The sequence below is a fragment of the Janthinobacterium sp. TND4EL3 genome, assembly GCF_900156175.1.
In the GTDB taxonomy this organism is placed as follows: domain Bacteria; phylum Pseudomonadota; class Gammaproteobacteria; order Burkholderiales; family Burkholderiaceae_D; genus Janthinobacterium.
The window spans coordinates 79,705-101,655 of record NZ_FTMV01000017.1; the positions used below are offsets into that span (position 1 = coordinate 79,705).

Here is a 21,951-nt window from a genome sequence, read left to right on the forward strand (position 1 = left end):
GCAACGATGTATTTTTCGCTACGTCCGCCCTGCCCCACGCCCTTCTCACCGCCCTTCTCCCTCCTCGTGCGCATGCCGCTGCACGGACCACAGCACGCCCGCCGTCAGCAGCAGCATGGCCGCCCACTCCAGCGGGCGCGGCATGCGCTGCGCATAGACGAAGCCGTACAGCAGCGCGAACAGGGTCTCCGACAGGATCAGCTGGCCCGACAGGGTCACCGGCACCAGGCGCGACGCCAGGTTCCACAGGTAGTTGCCGATCACGGAAGCGCCCAGCGCCAGCAGCAGGCACACGAGCCAGAACCTGGGCCAGTCGCGCGCCAGCCCGCCATCGGCGCCACTTGCCGGTTGCAGCGCCAGCATCACGGCGCCCGCGGCCAGGGCGATGACGCCGCTGGCCAGGCCATACAGCATGGCCCACTCCACGGCGCGGACATGCGCGTGGCGCTTGAGGAAGCGGGCGTTGTCGAGCGCATACCAGGTCCAGCAGGCGAGCGCGCCGATGGCGCACAGCACGCCCGCCAACCTGTGCGCCGGGCTGGCGCCGTCCGCGCCGCCTGCATGGCTGAAGATATCGACATTGATGCAGGCGATGCCCGCGGCCACCACCAGCAGCGGCAAGGCCAGGCGGTGCAAGGGCGGCGCGCCGTGGTCCTTGTGACCGGACAGCGTCACGCTCAGGGGCAGTAGGCCGATGATCAGCGAGGTGGGCGCCACGCCGGCCAGCTTGACGCCATACGCCAGCAGCAGGTAATACACGACATTGCCGGCCAGCGCCTGGCGCAGCAGGGCCAGCCAGTCATCGCGCCGCAAGCGCCGCAGCAGGGGCAAGAGGCGCGGCAGCATCAGGCCGGCCGCCAGCGCGCCGTAGCAGACGTAGCGCCCCACCATCAATTCGAGCGGCGAAAAGTCCGGCAGCAAGACGGGCACGATGAACACGGCGCCCCAGAAGGCGCCGGCCAGCAAGCCAAATATGATCCCACGCCCCATGCCGCCACACCCTCGTCATCATTGAAGGATGCCAGTATGGCATGCGGCACGCACCGCCGTCAGCCCTGTCCGGCAGACAGGCGCCCTCAAGTCAGGGCGGGCAGGTTCCACGGCGTGACGACCTGGATGGCGGACAAGGGCGCCGGCTGGGGCAAGGCCGGCAGCGCCCCCTGCGCCCGCAGCACCTCCTGGCAGGCGCGCCGCATGTCCTGGCCCAGGTCGTGGTGCAGCACGGCCTGGATGGCGCCCGACTTGAGCAGCGCCACATTGTCCGCGTCGAGGTCGTGGCCAATGAAGACCTGGCAAGGCCGGCCAGCCTGCGCGAACGCCTGCACGATGGCGGCATTGCCGCCGCCGATAGAATACACGGCGGCGATGCCCGGATGCGCGGCCAGCGCTTCGCGCACCAGCGCTCCTGTGGCGCCGTCGATGCCGTGGCCCTCGCTCACTTCGAGGATGGACAAATGGCGGTGCCGTTCGCGCAGCGCGCGGCGAAAGCCGATCTCGCGCTCTTCCTCGCCATGAAAACGGTTGCTGCTCAGGGTCACCAGCACCAGCTGTCTTTTCCGGCTGCCCAGCCACTGGCCGACCAGATAGGCGGCCGTCTCGCCCGCGGCGCGGTTGTCCATGCCCACATAGCTGCGGCGCGCGGAGGACGGCAAATCCGTCACCAGGGTCACGACGGGAATGCCAGACGCCGCCAGCCGGTTCACCGCTTCCGCCACCGCCGGCAAGTCCGGCGCCTTGAGCAGCACGCCATGGCTGCCGTTCTTGCGGATGCGCTCGATCAGGCCGACGATGCCGTCCGCCTCCAGGGTTTCATGCAGGTGAAAGCGCGAGCGCAGCACGGCCGGGTGCAGCGACGGCAATTCGGCCTCCAGCGCGGCGCGCACGGCGTCCGTAAAGCGGCGCGGCGCCACCATCAGCACGTCGAGCATGAATTTTCGGCCAGCCAGGCCCACCTGCGTGCTTTGCCGCGCCAGTTCGTCGAGCGCCTGCCTCACGCGGCGCACGGTATTGGCATGCACGCCGCCGCGCTCCTTGATGACGCGGTCGACGGTGGCCACGCTGACGCCGGCCTGCAGCGCCACGACCTTGACGGGAAACGGATGCGTCATGCCATGTCCATGTTCAAGAATTGATGGTTTTTTGATGGATTTCTTGATGATAAATGCGGATTTTCATCCCTATACTGATTCTACAACTTAAACAACGGAGACACCGCATGCCCACCACAGACGCCGGCGCAGCGCCGGCCAGCCCCTTCTGGCTAGCATCAGAAAACTGCGATCTGCAAGACTTCATCGCCACCGTCAGCCAGTCCACGGCGCAGGCCGACTATCCCCACGCCGCTTCAGTGGAAGAAAACATCCTCGTCTACGACTGCGACGCCGTGCGCGTCCTGGCTGGCGCTCCGGATTCACTGCGCGCGCTGCAGGCCGAATGGGGCAAGGCATTGATGGATGGCCCGGGCGTCATCGTGCTCCAGCGCGCCGTCGCCGACATGGACACGCTGGAACAGGTGAGTCGCGTGTTTCGCGACCTGATCGCCGAACAGCATGCCAGCGGCCAGGCGGGCGGCGACCATTTCGCCAAGCCGGGAGCAAATGACCGCATCTGGAACGCCCAGCAGAAACTGTGCCTGCGCGCCCCCGAGGCGTTCGCCCGCTATTACGCCAACCCCGTCTTCGCGTGGATCGCCGAATCCTGGCTGGGCCCCGCCTACCAGATGACGGCGCAAGTCAATGTCGTCAACCCGGGCGGAGCGGCCCAGGCGCCGCACCGCGACTATCACCTGGGCTTCCAGAGCGCCACCGCCTGCGCCGCCTACCCCGCGCCCGTGCACCAGATGTCGGCCCTGCTCACCCTGCAGGGCGCCGTCGCCCACTGCGACATGCCGCTGGCATCGGGTCCCACCCTGTACCTGCCCGGGTCGCAGCGCTACCGGGCCGGCTTTCTCGCCTGGCAGCAGCGGCCTTTCCGCGACTATTTTGCGCAGCATTGCGTGCAGCTGCCCCTGTCCAAAGGCGACGCCGTGTTCTTCAACCCCGCCCTGTTCCACGCGGCCGGCCATAACCGCTCGCCCGACATCCGCCGCATGGCCAACCTGCTGCAAGTGTCGTCGCCGTTCGGCCGCGCCATGGAAGCGCTGAACCGCCGCGCCATGAGCGCCGCCCTGTATCCGGCCCTGCAGGTGCTGCGCGCCCGGGGCGCCCTCGACGATGCTGGCGTGCGCCACGCGGTGGCCGCCTGCGCCGAAGGCTATGCCTTCCCCAGCAACCTTGACCGCGATCAACCCATCGCCGGCATGGCGCCGCCCACGCAGCAGCAGCTCATGCACGAAGCGCTGGCGCAGGACTGGCCGCTGGCGCGCTTTGTCGACGCCCTGGACAGCCACGCCTGGCGCCGGCAAGCCTGATCCCTCACCACGTCACCATCGGAGTATCCGCATATGCAAGACATCCACATCGGCCTGATCGGCGCCGGCTACATGGGCAAGGCCCACACCATCGCCTACAAGGCCGTGCGCAGCATTTTTCATACGGCCCTGAATCCCATGTGCGAATGCATCGGCACCAGCAGCGCAGAAGGCGCCGCCCGCAGCGCGCAGGAACTGGGCTGGAACCGCTCCACGGGCGACTGGCGCGCGCTGGTCAACGATCCCGCCATCGACGCCGTCATCGTCGCCACGCCGCCGGCCACGCACAAGGACATCGTGCTGGCCGCGCTGGCCCTGGGCAAACCCGTATTCTGCGAAAAGCCGCTGGGCATGACGGCCGCCGAATCCCTGCTGCTGGCGCAGGCAGCGGAAAGCGCGGGCGTGGCCAATATGGTCGGCTATAACTACATCCGCACGCCGGCCAGCCAGCTGGCGCGGCAGATCATCGAGTCGGGTGAAATCGGCGAAATCATCCATGTCGCCGCCGAACACGTGGAAGACTATCTGCATGACCCGCGCGCACCGGCATCCTGGCGCACGCGCGAGGCGACGGCGACGCGCGCCGGTGCGCTGGCCGACGTGGGTTCGCACCTGCTCAACCTGGCCCTGCGCCTGGGCGGCCCCGTCGACGCGCTGGTGGCGGACATGAATACCGTGCACGCGCAGCGGCAAGGTCCGCACGGCATGGAAGCGGTGGAAAACGACGACCAGGGCAACGTGATGCTGCGCTTTGCCAGCGGCGCGCTCGGCGCCCTGACCTTCAGCCGCGTGGCGGCCGGGCGCAAGATGGGCTACACCTACCGCATCACGGGCACCAAAGGCGCGATCGCCTTCGACCAGGAAGACCAGAATGCGCTGTGGCTGTATGACGCCGGCCGCCCCGCGCAGCGCCAGGGTTTCCAGCGCCTGCTGATGGGCCCTGCCCACCCCGACTACCTGGCGTTCAGCCAGGGCGCGGGGCACGGCACCGGGTACAACGAGCAGATCGTCATCGAAGCGCGCGATTTTCTGCAGGCCATTGCCAGCGGCAAGCCGGTCTGGCCCACCTTCCGCGACGGCTACGAGGTGGACCGCCTGATAGCCGCCGCGCTGCGCTCCGTGCAGGAGCGCAGCTGGATTACCGTGCGCTGAACACCTATCAAAACCTACTGCGCGTCGTGATTTACGGCCTCCGATGCTCACTGTACCTTCGTACAGTTGCGCTTCTCGAACCAACGGGGGCGCCGAGCCTCCCTTCCGCTCGCTACGGTTTTGTTAGGCGTTGTTAGTAGGCCAGGCCGTAGCCGAACTTGTACAGCGGATGGGCCGTGTCATACGGCACGTCCGATTTCTGCACCTGCACTTCGGCCATCGACGACGGCAGCTCGAACGGCAGCTTGCCCTGCGGCTTGGCCTTGCCCGTCAGGACATCGAACAGCGCACCGTCGCTCACGCCGAAGTTGGCGACGATGGCGCTGGCCTTGTCCTGCACGTTGCCGAGGATGGCGGGACGGTCCAGGTACACGGTGACCACCGTCTTCGGCGCGTATTTCGCCGCGTTCTTGATCGCCTCGTAGTCGGCGTTGCCGTCGACGTAATCGAGGCGGCCCTCGTGCTGCATGCTGCCGAAGATGTAGTTCGGGTGCAGGGTTTCATACGGCGCGGCCACGCGCAGCAGGGCCACGTCCGCTTCCTGCGGCGTGGCGACCACCGTGTAGCCGTACTGCTTGGCCACGGCCGCATCGATGCCGTACAGGTAGACCTTCTTGACGGCAGCGGCCAGCGGCAAGACCTTGTCCTTGTTTTCCAGCAAGACCAGCGAGCGGCGCTGGGCATCCAGGCCCGCCTCGATGAAGTCCGCCTTGCCCACGGTGGCCGCCGCCCTGGCCGCATCGACGAACGGATGCTCGAACAGGCCCTGCTTGAATTTCTGGATCAGGATGCGCCGGGCCGAGGCGCTGATGCGCGCTTCCGTCAGCTGGCCCCGCTGCACGGCTTGCGTCAGATATGGCGCTTCCGTCACGCCGCCAAACTGGTCCATCCCCGCCGTCACGGCTTTCACGTAGCGCTCGGCCTTGGTGGCGTCTTCCATGCCCCACGGGGTGCCGAAGCCGATGAAGGAAGGCGCCACGCCCGGCGCCGTGCCGTTGCGGCAGTTGGCGTCGCAGTCGGAGGTGATGCCCCAGTCGGACAGGATCACGCCCTCGAAGCCGTATTTACCGCGCAACAAGTCCGTCAGCAAGGTCTTGCTGAAACCGGCTCCCACCTGCTCCAGGGTGATGCCGTCGACGGTGATATTACCGTCTGGCATGGCATACGTGGGCATGACGGAAGCCGCCTTGGCCGTGAACGCCCCTTCGAACGGCTTGACGTGATACGCAAAATTGTTGCCCGGATAGGTCATGTAGCGGCCATAGTAATTATGGCCATCGTAGCCCTCTTTCGTGGCGCCATAGCCGACCCAGTGCTTGACGACGGCCACCACGCTGCCGTCATGCAGGCCAGTGTTGCCATCCTGAAAACCCTCGATATAGTGCTGCACCATGCGCCTGGCCAGGTCCGCGTCTTCGCCAAAGGTACCGTTGATGCGCGCCCAGCGCGGTTCCGTCGCCAGGTCCGCCTGCGGCGACAGCGCCTGCGTGATGCCGACGGCCAGGTATTCCTGGCGCGCGATGTCGCCGAAGCGGCGCACCAGCGCGTCGTCGCCGATGGCGGCCAAGCCCAGGGTTTCAGGCCACTGCGAGAAACCCTGGGTCCCGGCGCTGGCGCCCACCGTGTACTGGAAATGGTGGCGCGGGTCCGTGCTGATCGACACGGGAATGCCGTGGCGCGAGGTTTCGCTCAGCGCCTGCAGCTTGTTGTACTGGGCCGCCATATTGGCCGTGTCGCCCGCCATGCGCGTGATGAAGGTGTTGACGTACTGCCTGACCACCAGATCCTGCAGGGCCGCCAGGTCATACGCGCCGCCCAGGCCGATGCCGGAAGGGTCGGACACGGTGGGCGCCGTGCCGTGCATCATCAGGCCCGCCTTTTCGTCCAGGCTCATGCGCGACAGCAGGTCGTCCGCGCGCTCCTCGGCCGGCAGGCGCCAGTCTTCGTAGGGGTCGATCTTGCCGTTGCGGTTCATGTCCTTGAAGGTATAGCCGTCAACCTTGAGCTGGGTGTAGGTGGTGGCGCCGAACACGGGCTGCGTGTATCCCTCGCTGCCCGTGTCGTTGCCGCAGGCGGCCAGGGCAAGCGTGGCGACGCAGCCGGCGACCACGCGGGCCATCGGTTTCAAAGTGCAATTCATCATTATCTCCAAGACTGTTTTTGTAGGTATCTAGGCGCGGCAGCAAGGCCGGCCGAAAACAATATAGCGTGAGAATGCGTGAGTTTCTTGACCGCGCAGCACGCGTTTTATACCCGCGAGAACAATTTTTGGTTAAGCACCATGACAACCAACAATCTCTTACAAAGTGCTAATATTTGTGAAAAATTACTACAACACGCAGGAGACAGCCTTGCACAAACCCGACACGCGCACGGTTTCGAACCGCATCGCGCAGCAATGCGCGCGCGCCATGCAGGCCGATGGCCACGACCCCGCCGACTTTTTCCGCCACACGGGCATCACGCCGGCGCAGCTGGACGAGCCGGGCGGGCGCATCAACGCCGAGCGGCACCGGCGCATGACGGCGTATGCCCAGCAGTTGCCGCAGCACCGCGGCCTGCTCGACCTCGACGTGACGCACTGGTTCGCGCATTACCCGGGCATCGCCCACGTCTGCTTCAACCGCCCCACCCTGCGCAGCGCGCTGCACGAGCTGCTGCACTTGCGGGGCCTGATCGGCGAATTCGACTTCATGCTGATGAGCGAGAATGGCACGCGCATCGAGATCGAATACCTGTCCGAGTTCTGCGCCAGGGGCGGCGCCATGCAGGCGCTGGCCAATTTCCGCATGCTGTCGCTGGTCGCGCGCGCCTACGACGATGGCGCGGCCACCGCCTTCCATGCCGGCTTCCAGGGCAAGGCGCCGTGGTTCGCGCCGGCCATTTCGGAGTGCTTCGGCGCCGCCGCCACCTTCGGCCAGGCGCGCAATACATTGACGTTCGACGCGCCGGCACTGGACCGGCCCTTCGCCCAGTTCAACGCCATGCTGGCGCCGCACGCGCTGCGCCACGCGCAGGGACAATTGCAGCAGTTGCAGGGGGCGCAGCTGTTTTCGGCCCGCGTGGAACAGGCCATCATCGATTTGCTGCGCCGGCAAGGCGCCGGGGACGCCGACGGCGCCGCGCTGCTGCCGGCCCTGTGCGACGGCCTGGCGATGAACCGCTGGACCTTGCAGCGCCAGCTGCAGCAGGAGCAGACCTCGTTCCGCGCGCTGGAACTGCGCGCCAAGAGCCGCGAATCACGCCGCTTGCTGCGCGAAACGCGCCTGAGCGTGGTGGAAATCGGCGAGCGCCTGGGCTTTTCCTCGCAAAGCGCATTCACCCGCTTCTTCAAGAACCAGTTCGAACTGCCGCCCGCGCGCTACCGGCAAGACATGCAAGGCAATTAAAAGAAGTGGCGCATCCCCGCCATCACGCCATGTTGCGTGCGCCCCGCGCCCACGCTGCCGCCCGCGTCCAGCGCCACGGCGGCCGCGCCATCATTGGCCATGCGGCCGATGGCGGCGTAGACGGCCGTGCGCTTGGATAAATGATACGTCAGGCGCGCGGTGGCCAGGGTGGCATCGTTCGCACTGTCCTTGATGGCCAGCCTGGCGAGCTGCCCATCGAGCACCAGCGCGGGGGCCAGAGGATAGGCGGCGCCGAAGTACAGCAGCTGCGAGTGGACGGGTCCCGTGGCGGCGCGGATCGTGCGGTCGATGACGCCGCCGCCGATTTTCAGTTGATCAAGCATGGCGTAGGCGCTGGCAATCACCCGGCGGTCGAAGTGGCGGCTCGACGTGAGGCCGTTGGCCGCGCCCGCATTGCCGTACAGGATGTCGTACGAGGCCGTGGCGCCGTAGCGGCCCGTGTCGTAGCCGAGCAAGGCCGTGATCTGGCGGCACGCTTTCGCATTGCCTGCCACTTCGCCCGCGCAGCCCGTGGCGGCAGGCCCGCCCGCCGCCGAACCATCGCGCCCCAGGCTGTAGGTGGCGCCCACCGTCACGTTCGAGAACGTGCCCAGGTAGCCGATGGCGTTGTCGCTGCGGGCGTTGGGCAGGTACAGATCGAGGCTGCTGATGGAAAACAGGGCCGGGCCCATGATGTCGGACTTTTGCGTGGCCCAGAACGACATATTCATTTGCCGCCCCACCATCACGCTGCCATAGCGGCCCTTCAGGCCCACCCACGACTGGCGGCCGAACAATCGTCCGCCCTGCCCCGCGATGCCCGTGTCGACGCCGAAGCCCGACTCCAGCGCAAAGATCGCCTGCAGGCCGCCGCCCAGGTCTTCCACGCCCTTCAAGCCGAAGCGCGACGGCAACGAACCCGTCAGTGTCGGCACCTTGACCATGCTGTCGCCGGCCGCATTGACATTGCTTGTGTAAGCCACGGAGCTGTCGAGCACTCCGTACAGGGTGACGCCGCCTTGCGCGTAGGCGCTGATGCAGGTGCCGCAGGCGCACGCGCCCAGCAGCGCCATGGTGATGGCCTTGATTTTTCTCATGCTAGTCTCCGTTTTTTGTGTTTTTTTACTCAGCGTCTGGCTGCACGTCCGGGTGCGCATCCTGGAACGCGGGCAGCGCCTCGCACTGCGCGACGATGCGGCGTATCGTCGGATACAAGGCCAGGTCGCACTGGAAGCGCCGCGCGTTGTACACCTGCGGCACCAGGCAGCAGTCGGCCAGGGTCGGCGTGTCGCCATGGCAGAAGCGGCCCGTCTGCGGGCTGTGCGCCAGTTCCGCTTCCAGCGCGGCCAGGCCCAGATGGGTCCAGTGCTTGTACCACGCATTCTTCTGCTCCTGCGACAGGGCCAGGGGTCCCGTCAGGTAATTGAGGACGCGCAGGTTGTTGAGCGGATGGATGTCGCAGGCGCACACCATGGCCAGCTGGCGCACGCGGGCGCGCCCCAGCGCGTCTTGCGGCAGCAGCGCCATGCCGGGGCGCGTCTCGTCCAGGTACTCGATGATGGCCAGCGACTGCGTCAGCACGGCGCCGCCCGTTTCCAGCACGGGCAGCAGCTGCTGCGGGTTCAGGCGGGAAAACGCGTCAGTGAACTGCTCGCCGCCATGGCGGCTCAGGTGCACATAGGCCGTGTCGGCGCGCAGCTGTTTCAGGTTCAGCGCGATGCGCACGCGGTAGGACGCGGAACTGCGGTAATAGCCATGCAATTTCATACGGTGCTCTCTTTCAGGGTGGCGGGAATGGCGCCGGCGGCAGTCCGGGCGCGCATCAGGCGGCCCATGGCCAGCAAGGCCAGGGACGCCAGCACGGCGGGAATGGCCAGCAAAAAGAAAATGGTTTCGTTATCGAGTTTCAGGGTCAGCATCAGGCCGCCGGCCATGGAACCGAGCACGGAGCCGCTGCGGCCCACGGCGGCCGCCCAGCTGACACCCGTGGCGCGGCTCGACGTGGGGTAAAAGGCGGCGGCCAGCGCATTGGCGCCCACTTGCGAGCCGCTCACGCCAAAGCCCACGCCGAAGACGGCCAGCACCAGCAAGGCCAGGCTGCTGCCCGACAGGGCCACGACGACGATGCAGCCGGCGGCGGCCAGGTAGGCGATGCTCAGCACTTTATGGGGGCTGTAGCGGTCCATCCAGCGGCCGAGCAGGATGGCGCCCACCGTGCCGCCCACCTGGAACATCATCGTCACCAGCGACGCGTTCGACAGGGACAGGCCATTGCCGTTCAGCAAAGTCGGCATCCAGCTCGACAGCAGATAAATGATCAATAAACTCATGAAGAACGTGGACCACAGCAGCAAGGTGCCGCCGATGACGCCGGGGCGGAACAGTTCCGCCATGGGCGAGCCGGCCAGCTTCTTGTCGCTGACCACCAGATGCGGCAGGCTGGCCAGGGTCGGCGCGATGCGGCGCATGATGATCTGACTGCCGTCGCGGCCCTTGAGCACCAGCCAGCGCAGGGATTCCGGCAGCGCCAACAGCAGCACGGGCACCAGCAGCAGCGGCAAGGCACCGCCCAGCATCAGCACGCCGCGCCAGCCGATCAGGTGCAGCAGCTGCGCCGACGCCAGGCCGCCCAGCGCGGAACCGATGGTAAAGCCGCAGAACATCATGGTCACGAGGCCGGAACGGCGCTGCTGCGGGCAGTATTCGGACGTCATGGTCACCGATGTCGGCATGGCGCCGCCCAGGCCCAGGCCCGTCAAGAAGCGCAGCACCAGCAGCATCGTCAGGTCCGTCGACCAGGCCGACAGCAAGCTGGCCGCGCCGAAAAACGCGACGGAGACGATCAGCACGGGGCGGCGGCCGTAGCGGTCCGCCAGGGGGCCGAACAGGAAGGAGCCGGCCATCAGGCCAAACAGCCCGGCGCCGAACAGGGGCGCCAGCGCGGCAGGCGTCAAGCCCCATTCGGCGCGGATGGCGGGCGCGATGAAGCCGATCGAGGCCGTGTCGAAGCCGTCGATGGCGACGATGAGAAAGCACAGCCAGAGGATCAGCTTCTGGTAGCGGGAAAACGGGTGGCTGTCGAGGAAGTGCTGGACGTCGGTGCCGGCATGGGTAGTCATGATCTTGTCTCCGTTGTTATTGTTCGTTTGGGCTGCGCGGTCTGTGCCGCGCTGGCCCGATGGGGTTTACTGCACGGCGACCTTGATCGGCGTCAAACCGTCTATGCGCGCGGCCATGGTCTGTCCGCTGGTGACGGCGCCCACGCCTTCGGGCGTGCCCGTCATGATGATGTCGCCCGGCTGCAGCTCGAACAGGGTCGACAGATTGGCGATGACTTCATTGACGGACCAGATCAAGTGCGCCAGGTCGCTCGTCTGCACGACCTTGCCGTCGACTTCCAGCACGATGGCGCCCGTGGTGATCTCGCCGGACGCCGCAATCGGCGTGAGCGCGCCGATGGGCGCCGAATAATCGAAGGCCTTGCCGATTTCCCAGGGGCGGCCCTGCTCGCGCATGCGCATCTGCAGGTCGCGCCGCGTCATGTCCAGGCCCACGCCATAGCCGAAGATGTGCGAGGCCGCGTCTTCCAGGGCGATATTGCTGCCGCCCTTGCCGATGGCGACCACCAGCTCGATTTCGTGGTGGTAATTCGACGTCTGCGCCGGATACGGCACCGTGGCCGTCACGCCGGGCGGCACGGGCACGACGGACTTGTCGTCATTCGGCTTGCAAAAGAAGAAAGGCGGTTCGCGGTCCGGGTCGAAACCCATTTCGCGCGCATGGGCGGCGTAATTGCGGCCCACGCAGTAGATGCGGCGCACGGGAAACCGGCTATCCGTGCCGACGATGGGCAGGCCGGCGATGGCCTGGGGGGCGAAGATGAAGTTGGTCATGGTGAAATCCTGTGAAAAGATCAATCGGTCAAGAACTGCTCGCGCAGCACGCCCATCGCTTGCTGCACGGGGCGGTCGGAAAAACTGAACAGCACGACGTCGTCGTGCGGGCAGTCGAAGGAAACAAGAGCCCACGACGGCACGACAAAGGTGTCGCGCGGGGCGAACGCGAAGCTTTCCGCGCCGATGCGCACCGTGCCTTGCCCCTCGACGACGCTGTAGACGGTGCCGTCCGTGCTGCGCGCGCGCTTGCCCTTGAAACCTTTGGGCAGCAGCTGCATGAAGGTGGCCATGGTGGGCATGGGCGAGCCGCCCGTCAGCGGATTCGTGTAGCGCAGCTTGTAGCCGTGCCACTCGTCGAGGGCGTCCGTGCGCGACAGCAGCGCCAGCGCTTCGCGCGAGCGGGCATACGGATAGTTGAAGATGGGCGAGGTGGCGCCCGCGTGCAGGGGTTTTACGGGCGCCATGTTGTGGCCGTAGCGGGCGAAGCTCTGGCCTTCCGGGCGCGTGACGGCCTGGCTGTCCTGCGCGTCGTTTTCCGCGAAACCGGAATCGAAATAGCGCAGCATGGGAATATCGAGGCCATCGAGCCACACGACAGGCTCGCTGACGCCGTCCACGCCCAGGTTGCCGTGGTCATGCCAGGTCCACGACGGCGTGATGATGAAGTCGCCGGGATGCATGGTGGTGCGCTCGCCCGCCACCGTCGTGTAGGCGCCCTGCCCTTCGATCACGAATCGCAGCGCGGACTGGCTGTGGCGGTGCGATGGCGCCACTTCGCCGGGCAGGATCAGCTGCAGGCCCGCGTACAGCGACTGCGTGATCGACGAGCGGCCCGGCAGGGCCGGGTTTTCCAGCACGAGGACGCGGCGCACGGCTTCGTGGGCCGTGATCACTTCGCCGGCCCGCGCCAGCTGCGGCGCGATGTCCGCATAGCGCCACAGGGCCGCCGCATACGGTGCCGTCGGCTGCGGCGGCACCAGCGTGTGCAGCGATTGCCACAGCGGCGACAGGTGCATGCCGCTCAAGGCTGCATATAAAGCCTCGCGTTCGGGCGTTTGATGGGAGGTCATGCTGCGTCCTTCTCGGTGGTGGCCAGGCAGGTCTGCGCCGTCCAGCCATACAGCCAGGCCAGCGCCTCATAGAATTGCGCGGGCGTGCGGCCGCGCCACAGATCGTTGCGCACCAGGCGTTCGACGCCCTTGGCGTGGTACAGCCGGCCCATTTCGCGCGCCGACAGCACGACACGCGCCGTGCGGGCGATGCGCGAGCGTTGATACAGCGCAAAGGCGGCGGCCATGTCGAAGCCGCAGGCGCGCACGGCTTCGCCCAGGGTCACGGCGTCTTCCAGCGCCATGCAGGCGCCCTGCGCCAGGTATTGCAGCATCGGGTGGGCCGAGTCGCCCAGCAAGGTCATGCGCTTGGTGCTCCAGTTGGCGACGGGGTCGCGGTCGGCCGTGCTCCAGCGTTTCCAACTGGTCGGCTTGTGCAGCAGCTGGCGCGGCTGCGCGTGGACGCCGTCGAAATAGGACAGCACTTCTTCCTTGCTGCCGTCCGTGACGCTCCACGCTTCCTGCTCGCGGCTGTGGAAGGTCACGACCAGGTTGTATTGCTCGCCGCTGCGCAGCGGGTAGTGCACGAGGTGGCAGTTCGGCCCGGCCCAGACGACGGGCGCGTTCCAGCGCAGGTCGGCCGGCATGTCGGCGGCCGGTACCACGGCGCGGTACACCACGTGGCCGGAGACGCGCACCGTGTCGCCGACGATGCGCTCGCGGATGACGGACTTGACGCCGTCGCAGCCGATCAGCACATCGGCGCGGAAGCTGCGCCCCGCCGCGTCCGTGACGGTGACGCCGTCGGCGTCTTCCGCCACGTCCGTCACCTGCGACGACGTCACAAACGTGATCAATGGCGAGGTGCGCACCGCGTCGAGGATGGCGCCGTGGATATCGGCCCGGTGGATGACGGCGTAGGGATTGCTGAAGCGCTCGCGGAAGGCCGCGTCGACGACGAAGGTACCCACTTCGGTGGCGTCGACGGCGTCCATCATCACCAGGCGCTCCGTGAACACGGCCTTGGCCCTCGTGCGTTCGCCCACGCCCAGTGCGTCGAGCGCGGCAAAGGCGTTGGGCGCCAGCTGGATGCCGGCGCCGATCTCGCCCAGGGTCGAGGCCTGTTCCAGCACGGTGACGGCCATGCCGAGACGCGACAGGGACAGGGCGGCGGCCATGCCGCCGATGCCGCCGCCGACGACCAGCACGGACGGCTTGTGGTTAGTTTCCATTTCTCTCCTCCAATTGATCTGTGTGCTTGCGCGCAGCACGTTTGCTGTGCTCTTGGTATGGCAAGCAGTGTGCCGACAGGTCAATATTTGGTAAAGCGATGGAATACAATAGCAACAATCACGTTTTTAAATAATGGTGGAATCCTCATGTCGCGCTTCGATATCGAATTGCTATTCATCTTTGACGAGATCTATAAAAGCCGCAACGTGACGCGCGCGGCGGAAAACCTGGGCTTGCCGCAATCGACGGTGAGCATCGGCCTGGGCAAGCTGCGCACGCATTTCGGCGACCGCCTGTTTTCACGCACGTCGAAAGGCATGGAGCCGACGCCGCGCGCGCAGAATGCCGTGCAGGACGTGCGCGCCGCCATTGCCGCTTGGCAGCACGCACTGGCCGACCAGCCCGTGTTCGACCCGGCCGCCAGCACGCGCGAATTTGCCATCTGCATGACGGACATCAGCGAAATCGTGCTGCTGCCCACGCTGCTCAACCATTTGCAGCAGACGGGCCCCCGCATCACGCTGGACGTGTCGAAGATCGCCACCGACACGCCGGCACGGCTGGAGGGCGGCGAAGTGGACCTGGCCGTGGGCTTCATGCCGCACCTGGAATCGGGGTTTTACCAGCAGAAGCTGTTCGACCAGCATTTCGTCTGCCTGGTGGCCAGCGGCCACCCGCGCATCCGCGACACGATCACGGTGGAAGCATTCCTGGCGGAGGGGCATATCGAAGTGAAAAGCTCGGGCACGGGCCATTCCATCGTGGAAAAGGTGCTGGCGGCGGCGGGCGTGCAGCGGCGCATCGTGCTGAAACTGCCCAGCTTCCTGGGCGTGTCGCGCATCGTCGCCGAAACGGAGTACATCGTCACAGTGCCGTACCGCTACGCGCTGCAGATGCAGGACCACGAAGCGTTCCGCATCCTGCCCCTGCCCGTGGCCCTGCCCAGCTTTTCAGTCAAGCAGCACTGGCACGAGCGCTACCACCAGGATGCGTCAAACCGCTGGCTGCGCCAGACGATGGCGCAGCTGTTCGGGGCGGGCGACGCGACGGCGTTGCCAATCGGGTAATTTCCCCGGCCTGTTCGGCTTGATTTTCCGGCTGCGCCGGAAACTGTTTCGGCGCAGCCAGGCTGGACATGGCGGCCATGAGCGTCCAGGATGCGCCAGGCGGCATCCGGCCCCACCACTTTACAAGGAACACCATGACCCTGATCATCGTCGCCACCATTGATGCACAAGCGCAACATATTGACGCCGTGCGCGCCGCCCTGGAAGCCGTCGTGCCGCCCAGCCGCGCGGAAAGCGCCTGCCTGCGCTACGAATTGCACCTCGACAACAAGATTCCCACGCGCTTCATCATGCTGGAAGAGTGGACGGACAAGGCAGGCCATACGGCGCATGAAGCGACGCCCCACTTCAAGACGCTGGTGGCCGCCGTGGGCGAGAAGGTAACAAAGATCGACATCGCGGAACTGAGCAAGCTCAAGTAACGGGCGGCGCACTGCGCAAGCGCGCGGCCATCTTGGCAAGTTGCCATCTATAATGTGGCAACTTTTCTTTATGGCCATCATGACACCATTTTTCTCGATACGCGGCGCCGCAGCGGCCGCCGCCTTGACCCTGTGCGCCGGCGCTTTCGCGCAAGCGCCCATGCCCAAGCTCGTGGGCGAGTACAAGCTGCTCTCGTCGAAGACCGTACCACCCAGCAACTGGGGCTATTCCAAGGCACGTGTTTCAATCAAGCAACTCGACGACCATCATTTGCTGATCCTGCTAGCCTGCGAATGGAAACGCGAACCGAAGGCCGTCTGCGGCGACTATTTCTATGCCCAGTGGCGCGACGACGGCCTGTACCTGCAGGATATGAACACCTTCGCCATGCGCCTGTACTTCGATCCCGCCTCGCGCAAGCTCACCATCATTTCGCGCGGCGCCGACGCCAGGCAGAGCGTGCGGCACGAAGTGTTCGACGCCACGACCGAGCCGCTCGTCGATACCGCCCTCGTGCGGCGCATGAAGCGCGAACAGTCGAATGCCGACAGCAAGGAAAACCGGCGCGTGTTCGGCCCCTACACCAAGTGGACCTACCAGGAAAACCGCATCGAATTCCAGCGCCAGGACACGGCCAAACCTTGACGCGCCCGCTGCCATGCCATCGCTGATCGCTGCCCTGCCGTTCCGGCGCCGGCTGCTGCGCCTTGCCGGTGCCCTGCTGTGCCCGCCCACCTTGGCCCGCGCCGCCGGCGGCACCCTGCCCGCCGCCGTGCGCCGGCGCATCCTGGCCACCCTCGACGCGCCGCCACCCGAGGTGCTGAACGTGCACCACCTGGCCCTGCTACGGCAGTTCCGGATCGGCTGGTCGCCCGTGGAAAGCGGCGCGCCGATGCTCAACCCGGCCCAGCCGCTGGGCCCGGGCGACACCCTGGCGCTGGCCATGCAGGCCATTGCCAGCAAGGATGCGCCCCTGGCCGCGCAGCGCCTGATGGAAGCGGCGTTGCTGCTGCCCCATTTCGTGCAGATGGCAAATCTGAAACCAGGCAGCTATGCCAACGGCAAGGTGCCGTTCACATTTACCACCCGCCACCTGCAACTGCTGCGCCAGCAGTCATGGCTGTCGCTGGAGATGCTGGGCATGGGCAGCGCCGAGGATTATCTGGCCGAAGGCTGTTGGCCCACGCCGGCCGTAGATGGCAAACGGCCGTATGGCAATTTTACGAATTACACCGTGGAAATGGCACAGGCGCTGGGCCTGCCCCTGCACCGCCAGGCCGACGGCAGCCTGACCATCACACCCACATTGCGCACGGAACTGGAAGGGCTGCACCAGCAGACCATGCCCGCGCTGCAAGTGTTCGTGCGGCAGGCGGGGCTGATGCGCAATACGCCCTAAATCCGAGACGGGAACGGGCGGCGGCACGGCTTACTGGCTGCACGCATCGAGTCCCCTGTGCAAGAAGCTCAACACGCTATTGGCCCTTTTGATCAGGCGGGCCATTTCAATCCAGCTGACCACCGCGCCGCCGGATTTCTTTCGTCGATGGTGCCGGCTTTCCACGTTAGCGCTATTGGTTACAGGTACTTCGCAAAGCAAGAGGCCCGATGGCACCCCGCCTCTTCCCAGGCTCAGCCACTCACCACCAAATTGTCTCCCGGCATCTGCATCAAATGCCAGGGGGTCCGCCTGCAGGGAAACGTAATATCCCGCTGGAAATTTACAGGTCAAGCGCTTGCTTTCCGCATAAGGCAAGACCACGTTCAGGGACGCAAGGAAGTCTCTGGCCTGGCGCTCGCTTCGATGCTCCAGGAATACCAGGTACTTGAACCCCGCTTGGAGAGGAGAAGTCTCCACAGGCAGGAAAAACCGCACATCACCGTCCTGGCTGCCCTTCAATGCCTGCACGACTTTTGCCTGGTAGACAATGCCACAGGGTTTCCCATCCGCAGCATCCTCGTGCGGCACCACCGTCGCGGACACGACCGTCACCCGCGCCACCAGGGAAGAGCTCTTGACGACTTGACCTAGCGCAATATAGCCCGTTGGCGAGCCGACCGCGATCAGTTCTTGCGCATGAGTAGCACAGCAGCAAGCAAGGAGAGAAACCCAGAGAACGTGCTTGATACAGCTCAGATACATGCTCCCTCCCGGACATAGGTCTTTTTTGCGCAGCACGAAACATTGCGCGCCGTGTGCTTCCAGATACGGTGCCACCTTGCGGACGGCGGGGGCCATGCCGCGCTGCGCTACAATGCATCGAGCCTGGCCAGCATCGTGACCGCCTGTTGCCGGAAAGCGGCGATTGTTTCCTCGTCCATCTTTTCCAGCTGGCGATACGCCATGCCGATGCGGGGATTGCGCTCCAGCGTGGCCGCATTGCGGTGAAAGAAATCCCAGTACAGCGCATTGAACGGACAGGCGTTCTCGCCGATGCGCGCATTCTTGTCGTAATGACATCCCTTGCAATAATCGCCCATGCGGTCGATATACGCGGCGCTGGAAACGTAGGGCTTGGTGGCCAGCAGGCCGCCGTCGGCGAACTGGCTCATGCCGACGGTATTGGGCAGTTCCACCCATTCGAAGGCATCGATATACACGCCCAGGTACCAGCCATGCACTTCGGCCGGGTCGAGGCCGGCCAATAAGGCGAAGTTGCCGATCAGCATCAGGCGCTGGATGTGGTGCGCATGGGCCTGCTCCAGCGACTGCGTGATCGCCTGCGACAAACAACGCATCTTCGTCTTGCCGTCCCAGAACCAGGAGGGCAGCGCACGCGCATGGCCAAAGAAGTTCTTCTCGGCATAGCCGGGCATCTGCGCCCAGTACACGCCGCGCACATATTCGCGCCAGCCCAGTATCTGGCGGATGAAGCCTTCCACCGCCGCCAGCGGCGCATGGCCGGCGTGGTAGGCGGCCTGCGCCCTGCCGACAACTTCGCGCGGGTCGAGCATTTTCACGTTCAGCGCGAACGACAGCAGCGAATGGAACAGGCGCCAGGCCTTGCTGCTCATGGCATCCTGGAAATCGCCAAAATGCGGCAAGGCATGCACGATGAAGGCATCGAGCTGCTGCAGCGCCTCAGCCCGGTTCAGCGCCCAGGCCAGCCGGTCCGCACGGGGCGCGCCGAAGCTCTTCACGCCGGCGGCGACGATGCTTTCCCATAGACGGGTATGGTCATGCACGGTGCGCGGGTCTTGCGGCTCGGCGGGCGTGCCGCGCCAGGGCTTGCGGTTATCGTGGTCGAAGTTCCACTGGCCGCCGACGGGGTTTTTCGCGTCTTCCATCAGCACCTGGTGCGTGCTGCGCATCTGGCGGTAGAAAAACTCCATCAGCCATTGCTTGCGCCCGGAAAAAATATCGGCCGCCTCGTGGCGGGCCGTATAGAAATGCTCGCTGTCGACCATCAGCCAGGCGATGCGCGAGCGCCGCCCGGCCTCGTACAGCTGCTGGTCGAGGCGCCATTCGTCGGGCGCCTGGTACTCGACGGCGCCGGCGTCATACTGGAGCAGCAGCGCTTCGATATTGTCCGGTATCGAGCGCGTGCTGGCCGCGTCGCCGATGGCGATGTAATGCACGGTGTGGCCATCCGCGCGCAACTGGCGCGCAAAGTCGCGCATGGCCGCGAAGATGGCCAGGATTTTCTGCGCGTGATGCAGCACGTAATCCGTTTCCTGGCGCACTTCCATCAAGACGTAGATGGTCGCGTCATCGACTTGGCGAAACCAGCGGTGGCGGGCATTGAGCTGGTCGCCCAGTATCAGGCGCAAGGTGGGCTTGGGTGACATCATTGTCCTGTATCAAATAACCACGTGGCCGCTAGCCTTGCGGCATTGGCTGCGGCGCCGGGACAGGCGCGGGAGCCGGTTCCGGCACGGCCTTGCCATGTGCGTCCTGTCCGCCCTCTTCCGCCGGCACGGCCAGCGGCGCGGGCGGCGCGCCTTCCTGCAGCAAGTCGCCCGGCTCTTCCACCGGTTCGTCCTGCGGCGCTTCGACGGGTTCCACGTGGCGCAGCGGCGGCGGTGGCTTGCCACCGGGGAAGATGGCGTCGCGCGCGATCTTGCCCGTGTCGAGCGCCGTCTTGAAGAAGTCGCCCACCAGCAGCACGGCGTTGTGGCCGCCCTGGCCCCAGTAATTGCTGCGCATGGTGACGCGCGCGTCGTTGAAACCGACCCAGGCGCCGCCGACCAGTTCCGGGTGCATCAGAATAAACCAGCCGTCCGCATTGTTTTGCGTCGTGCCGCTCTTGCCGGCCACGTCGGAGCGGATGCCGAAGCGGCTGCGGATGGCCGTGCCCGTGCCGCGGTCGATGACGCCGCGCATCATGTCCGTCAGGGTGGCCGCCGATACCGCCTGCATGGCGCGCTTGGGCTTGTCTTCGCCGAAACGGGCGATGGTCTTGCCTTCGCGGTCAGTGATGTGCGTGACGACGAAGGGCAGGCGCGCTTCGCCCTGGGCCGCGATGCTGGCGTAGGCGTTGACCATTTCCAGCAAGGTGACGGGGCTGGTGCCCAGCGCCAGGGACGGCACTTTTTCCAGCTTGCTGTCGCGGATGCCGAGCGCGCGCGCCAGTTTGATGATCGGCGGCAAGCCCACGTCCTGCATCACCTGCGCCGTGATCGTGTTTTTCGAGTACACGAGGCCGTCGCGCATGGTCATGTCGCGCCCCGTCGTGCCGCTCATGTCCGTCGGCCGCCATTTGGTGCCGTCGGCCGCCTTGATATCCATCACGGCATCGCGGTAGACGTGGTCGGGACTGAGGCCCTTTTCCAGCGCCGCGCCATACACGATGGGCTTGAAGGTGGAACCGGGCTGGCGCGCCGCCTGCGAAACGTGATCGAACTGTTCGCGCGCAAAGTCGCGGCTGCCCACCCAGGCGCGCACGGCGCCCGTGGCCGGGTCCATGGCTGCAAAGCCCGCTTCCAGCCGCGTCTTCGACTTGCGCAGGGCCGCGATGAAGGCGCGGTCGCCCTTCAGCTGCGCCAGCGCCTCGTCCGGCGTGCCGCCGGCCGCCGTCAGCTTGCGGTAGTCGCCCGACTCGCGCACGAAGGCGTCGAGCAGGGCCGGATGCGATTTCCAGAAATAATCGAAGGCCACGCTGCCAGCCTGCATGCCCGCATACATGCCCGTCGAGGTGGACGACGGCACGCCGGCGCGGCTCCACTCCACGTCGGCAATCGCCTGCAAGGCGTTGGCCTGGCGCTCGACGGCGCGCTCGGCCGCCTGCTGCAAGTCATGGTCCAGCGTGGTGTGCACCACCAGGCCGTCCAGTTCCAGGTTGTAATCGTTTTCGTCGGCCCAGTCGATCAGCCACTTGCGCACATAGGCCGTGAAATGGCTGTCCGACTGCGCCCGTTCGCTCTGGCGCTCGAAATGCAGGCGCAGCGGCCGCTTGATCAACTGCTTGTAGCGCGCCTCGTCGATGACGTCATGCTTGCGCATCTGGCCCAGCACCACATTGCGCCGCTGCAAGGAACGTTCGGGATTGCCGACGGGATTGTAGTAATTCGTGCCCTTGAGCATGCCGACCAGGGTGGCGCTTTCGAGGATATCGAGGCGCGAAGCGGGCTTGTCGAAATACGTGCGGGCCGCCATTTCGATGCCGTAGGTGTTGTACAGGAAAGGCACCGTGTTTAAATACGCTTCGAGGATTTCCGTCTTGCTGTAGGTGGCCTCGATTTTCAGGGCGGTGATGAGTTCCTTGAGCTTGCGGTTCAGGTTGCGCGAACGGCCGATTTCCTCGGGGAACATATTGCGCGCCAGTTGCTGCGTGATGGTGGAACCGCCTTGCGGGTTGCCCCCTGCCGTATGCAAAATGGCGCCGGCCGTGCGGGTGAAATCGACACCGTGGTGCTCGTAGAAGCGATGGTCTTCCGTCGAGATCAAGGCGCTGATCACGTTCGGCGAGATTTGCTGCAAGGTAACGCGCTCCTGCAAGCCCTGGTCGAAACGGGCCAGCTCCTTGCCGTCGGCGCTGACCATGGTGCTCGGAGCGGCCGCGCGCGCCTGGCGCAGGTCGTGGATGCTGGGCGTCAGGGGAATCAGCAGCAGCATGTAGGCTGTTATCAGCGCCAGCAAGGCCAGCAACGACCACAGGCCCAGCACCAGCGCGCGCCGCACGGGCGGCAAGGTCATCAGATGCGCGTGACCGCGCCGGTACAGCGCCACGGCCCTGGTCCACGCCACGCCCGCCACGCGCACCGCCTGCGCGCGCCCCCGTATGAATGCCTGCCTTGCCTTTTCCTGAAACTGCTCCATGCCTGATGCCATGCTTCTAACCTTGTCTGATGCCGGATGATCCGTTTCAGCAAGTATATAGGGCGGGCAATGTG

Annotated in this window: 19 protein-coding genes; 7 read left to right on the plus strand and 12 right to left on the minus strand. The window is 65.8% G+C overall.

The features are described 5' to 3' along the window. Window positions 1-45 precede the first annotated feature (45 nt). Both BXA07_RS23325 and BXA07_RS23330 read right to left on the minus strand, forming a co-directional pair. On the minus strand, window positions 46-990 hold the full coding sequence (locus BXA07_RS23325; RefSeq protein ID WP_076571317.1) for a DMT family transporter: 945 nt from the start codon (window positions 988-990) through the stop codon (window positions 46-48). Between the two features lie 86 nt (window positions 991-1,076). Beyond that, on the minus strand, window positions 1,077-2,108 hold the full coding sequence (locus BXA07_RS23330; RefSeq protein ID WP_076571319.1) for a LacI family DNA-binding transcriptional regulator: 1,032 nt from the start codon (window positions 2,106-2,108) through the stop codon (window positions 1,077-1,079). 107 nt (window positions 2,109-2,215) lie between these two features. Here BXA07_RS23330 and BXA07_RS23335 point away from each other — a divergent pair, with 107 nt between their 5' ends. Beyond that, window positions 2,216-3,409 carry a phytanoyl-CoA dioxygenase family protein gene (locus BXA07_RS23335; RefSeq protein ID WP_076571322.1) on the plus strand — a complete coding sequence of 398 codons (1,194 nt, stop codon included), beginning with the start codon at window positions 2,216-2,218 and terminating at the stop codon, window positions 3,407-3,409. A 33-nt stretch (window positions 3,410-3,442) separates the two neighbouring features. Beyond that, window positions 3,443-4,561 (plus strand): Gfo/Idh/MocA family protein, encoded by a 1,119-nt coding sequence (locus tag BXA07_RS23340; protein WP_076571324.1) that lies wholly within the window; start codon window positions 3,443-3,445, stop codon window positions 4,559-4,561. Window positions 4,562-4,694: 133 nt separating this feature from the next. Here the strand turns inward: BXA07_RS23340 and BXA07_RS23345 are convergent, their stop codons facing one another. Continuing rightward, window positions 4,695-6,704 (minus strand): glycoside hydrolase family 3 protein, encoded by a 2,010-nt coding sequence (locus BXA07_RS23345; protein WP_139335713.1) that lies wholly within the window; start codon window positions 6,702-6,704, stop codon window positions 4,695-4,697. A 208-nt stretch (window positions 6,705-6,912) separates the two neighbouring features. Between BXA07_RS23345 and BXA07_RS23350 the strand changes: the two genes are divergently transcribed. Beyond that, on the plus strand, window positions 6,913-7,950 hold the full coding sequence (locus BXA07_RS23350; protein ID WP_139335714.1) for a helix-turn-helix transcriptional regulator: 1,038 nt from the start codon (window positions 6,913-6,915) through the stop codon (window positions 7,948-7,950). On the opposite strand, the gene BXA07_RS23355 is transcribed toward BXA07_RS23350, so the two are convergent. From BXA07_RS23355 to BXA07_RS23380, 6 genes are all read right to left on the minus strand, one after another. Then, the gene (locus BXA07_RS23355; RefSeq protein WP_076571331.1) at window positions 7,947-9,047 is read right to left on the minus strand and encodes a porin; all 1,101 of its coding nucleotides are present in this window, start codon (window positions 9,045-9,047) and stop codon (window positions 7,947-7,949) included. The two genes, BXA07_RS23350 and BXA07_RS23355, sit on opposite strands and share 4 nt — an antisense overlap. Window positions 9,048-9,072: 25 nt before the next feature. Further along, window positions 9,073-9,717, minus strand: a complete 645-nt coding sequence (gene maiA / locus BXA07_RS23360) for a maleylacetoacetate isomerase (protein WP_076571334.1) — start codon at window positions 9,715-9,717, stop codon at window positions 9,073-9,075. Continuing rightward, window positions 9,714-11,069 carry an MFS transporter gene (locus tag BXA07_RS23365; RefSeq protein WP_076571336.1) on the minus strand — a complete coding sequence of 452 codons (1,356 nt, stop codon included), beginning with the start codon at window positions 11,067-11,069 and terminating at the stop codon, window positions 9,714-9,716. The genes maiA and BXA07_RS23365 overlap by 4 nt, the downstream gene beginning before the upstream one ends. Window positions 11,070-11,135: 66 nt before the next feature. After that, window positions 11,136-11,843: a fumarylacetoacetate hydrolase family protein gene (locus BXA07_RS23370; RefSeq protein WP_076571445.1), complete on the minus strand. Its 708-nt coding sequence runs from the start codon at window positions 11,841-11,843 to the stop codon at window positions 11,136-11,138. Window positions 11,844-11,863: 20 nt separating this feature from the next. Continuing rightward, on the minus strand, window positions 11,864-12,916 hold the full coding sequence (gene gtdA / locus BXA07_RS23375; RefSeq protein WP_076571339.1) for a gentisate 1,2-dioxygenase: 1,053 nt from the start codon (window positions 12,914-12,916) through the stop codon (window positions 11,864-11,866). Further along, window positions 12,913-14,127 carry a 3-hydroxybenzoate 6-monooxygenase gene (locus BXA07_RS23380; RefSeq protein WP_076571342.1) on the minus strand — a complete coding sequence of 405 codons (1,215 nt, stop codon included), beginning with the start codon at window positions 14,125-14,127 and terminating at the stop codon, window positions 12,913-12,915. The genes gtdA and BXA07_RS23380 overlap by 4 nt, the downstream gene beginning before the upstream one ends. Window positions 14,128-14,274: 147 nt before the next feature. On the opposite strand from BXA07_RS23380, the gene BXA07_RS23385 reads away from it, so the two are divergent. The 4 genes from BXA07_RS23385 to BXA07_RS23400 all read left to right on the plus strand — a co-directional run bounded on the left by BXA07_RS23385 (window position 14,275) and on the right by BXA07_RS23400 (window position 17,017). After that, window positions 14,275-15,195 carry a LysR family transcriptional regulator gene (locus BXA07_RS23385; protein ID WP_076571344.1) on the plus strand — a complete coding sequence of 307 codons (921 nt, stop codon included), beginning with the start codon at window positions 14,275-14,277 and terminating at the stop codon, window positions 15,193-15,195. A gap of 134 nt (window positions 15,196-15,329) precedes the next feature. Then, the gene (locus BXA07_RS23390; protein WP_076571346.1) at window positions 15,330-15,617 is read left to right on the plus strand and encodes a putative quinol monooxygenase; all 288 of its coding nucleotides are present in this window, start codon (window positions 15,330-15,332) and stop codon (window positions 15,615-15,617) included. Window positions 15,618-15,696: 79 nt separating this feature from the next. Beyond that, window positions 15,697-16,263, plus strand: coding sequence for a hypothetical protein (locus BXA07_RS23395; RefSeq protein WP_076571447.1), 567 nt, complete (start codon window positions 15,697-15,699; stop codon window positions 16,261-16,263). Between the two features lie 13 nt (window positions 16,264-16,276). Continuing rightward, window positions 16,277-17,017, plus strand: a complete 741-nt coding sequence (locus BXA07_RS23400) for a hypothetical protein (RefSeq protein WP_076571348.1) — start codon at window positions 16,277-16,279, stop codon at window positions 17,015-17,017. 30 nt (window positions 17,018-17,047) lie between these two features. Here BXA07_RS23400 and BXA07_RS23405 read toward each other — a convergent pair whose 3' ends face one another. From BXA07_RS23405 to BXA07_RS23415, 3 genes are read right to left on the minus strand one after another with little or no spacing between them, the layout of a single operon-like run. Then, window positions 17,048-17,857: a hypothetical protein gene (locus BXA07_RS23405; RefSeq protein WP_076571350.1), complete on the minus strand. Its 810-nt coding sequence runs from the start codon at window positions 17,855-17,857 to the stop codon at window positions 17,048-17,050. Between the two features lie 11 nt (window positions 17,858-17,868). Next, on the minus strand, window positions 17,869-19,410 hold the full coding sequence (locus tag BXA07_RS23410; protein ID WP_076571352.1) for a cryptochrome/photolyase family protein: 1,542 nt from the start codon (window positions 19,408-19,410) through the stop codon (window positions 17,869-17,871). Window positions 19,411-19,438: 28 nt separating this feature from the next. Beyond that, entirely contained in the window at window positions 19,439-21,889 is a 2,451-nt protein-coding gene (locus BXA07_RS23415; protein ID WP_076571354.1) for a penicillin-binding protein 1A, read from the minus strand. Window positions 21,890-21,951 lie beyond the last annotated feature (62 nt).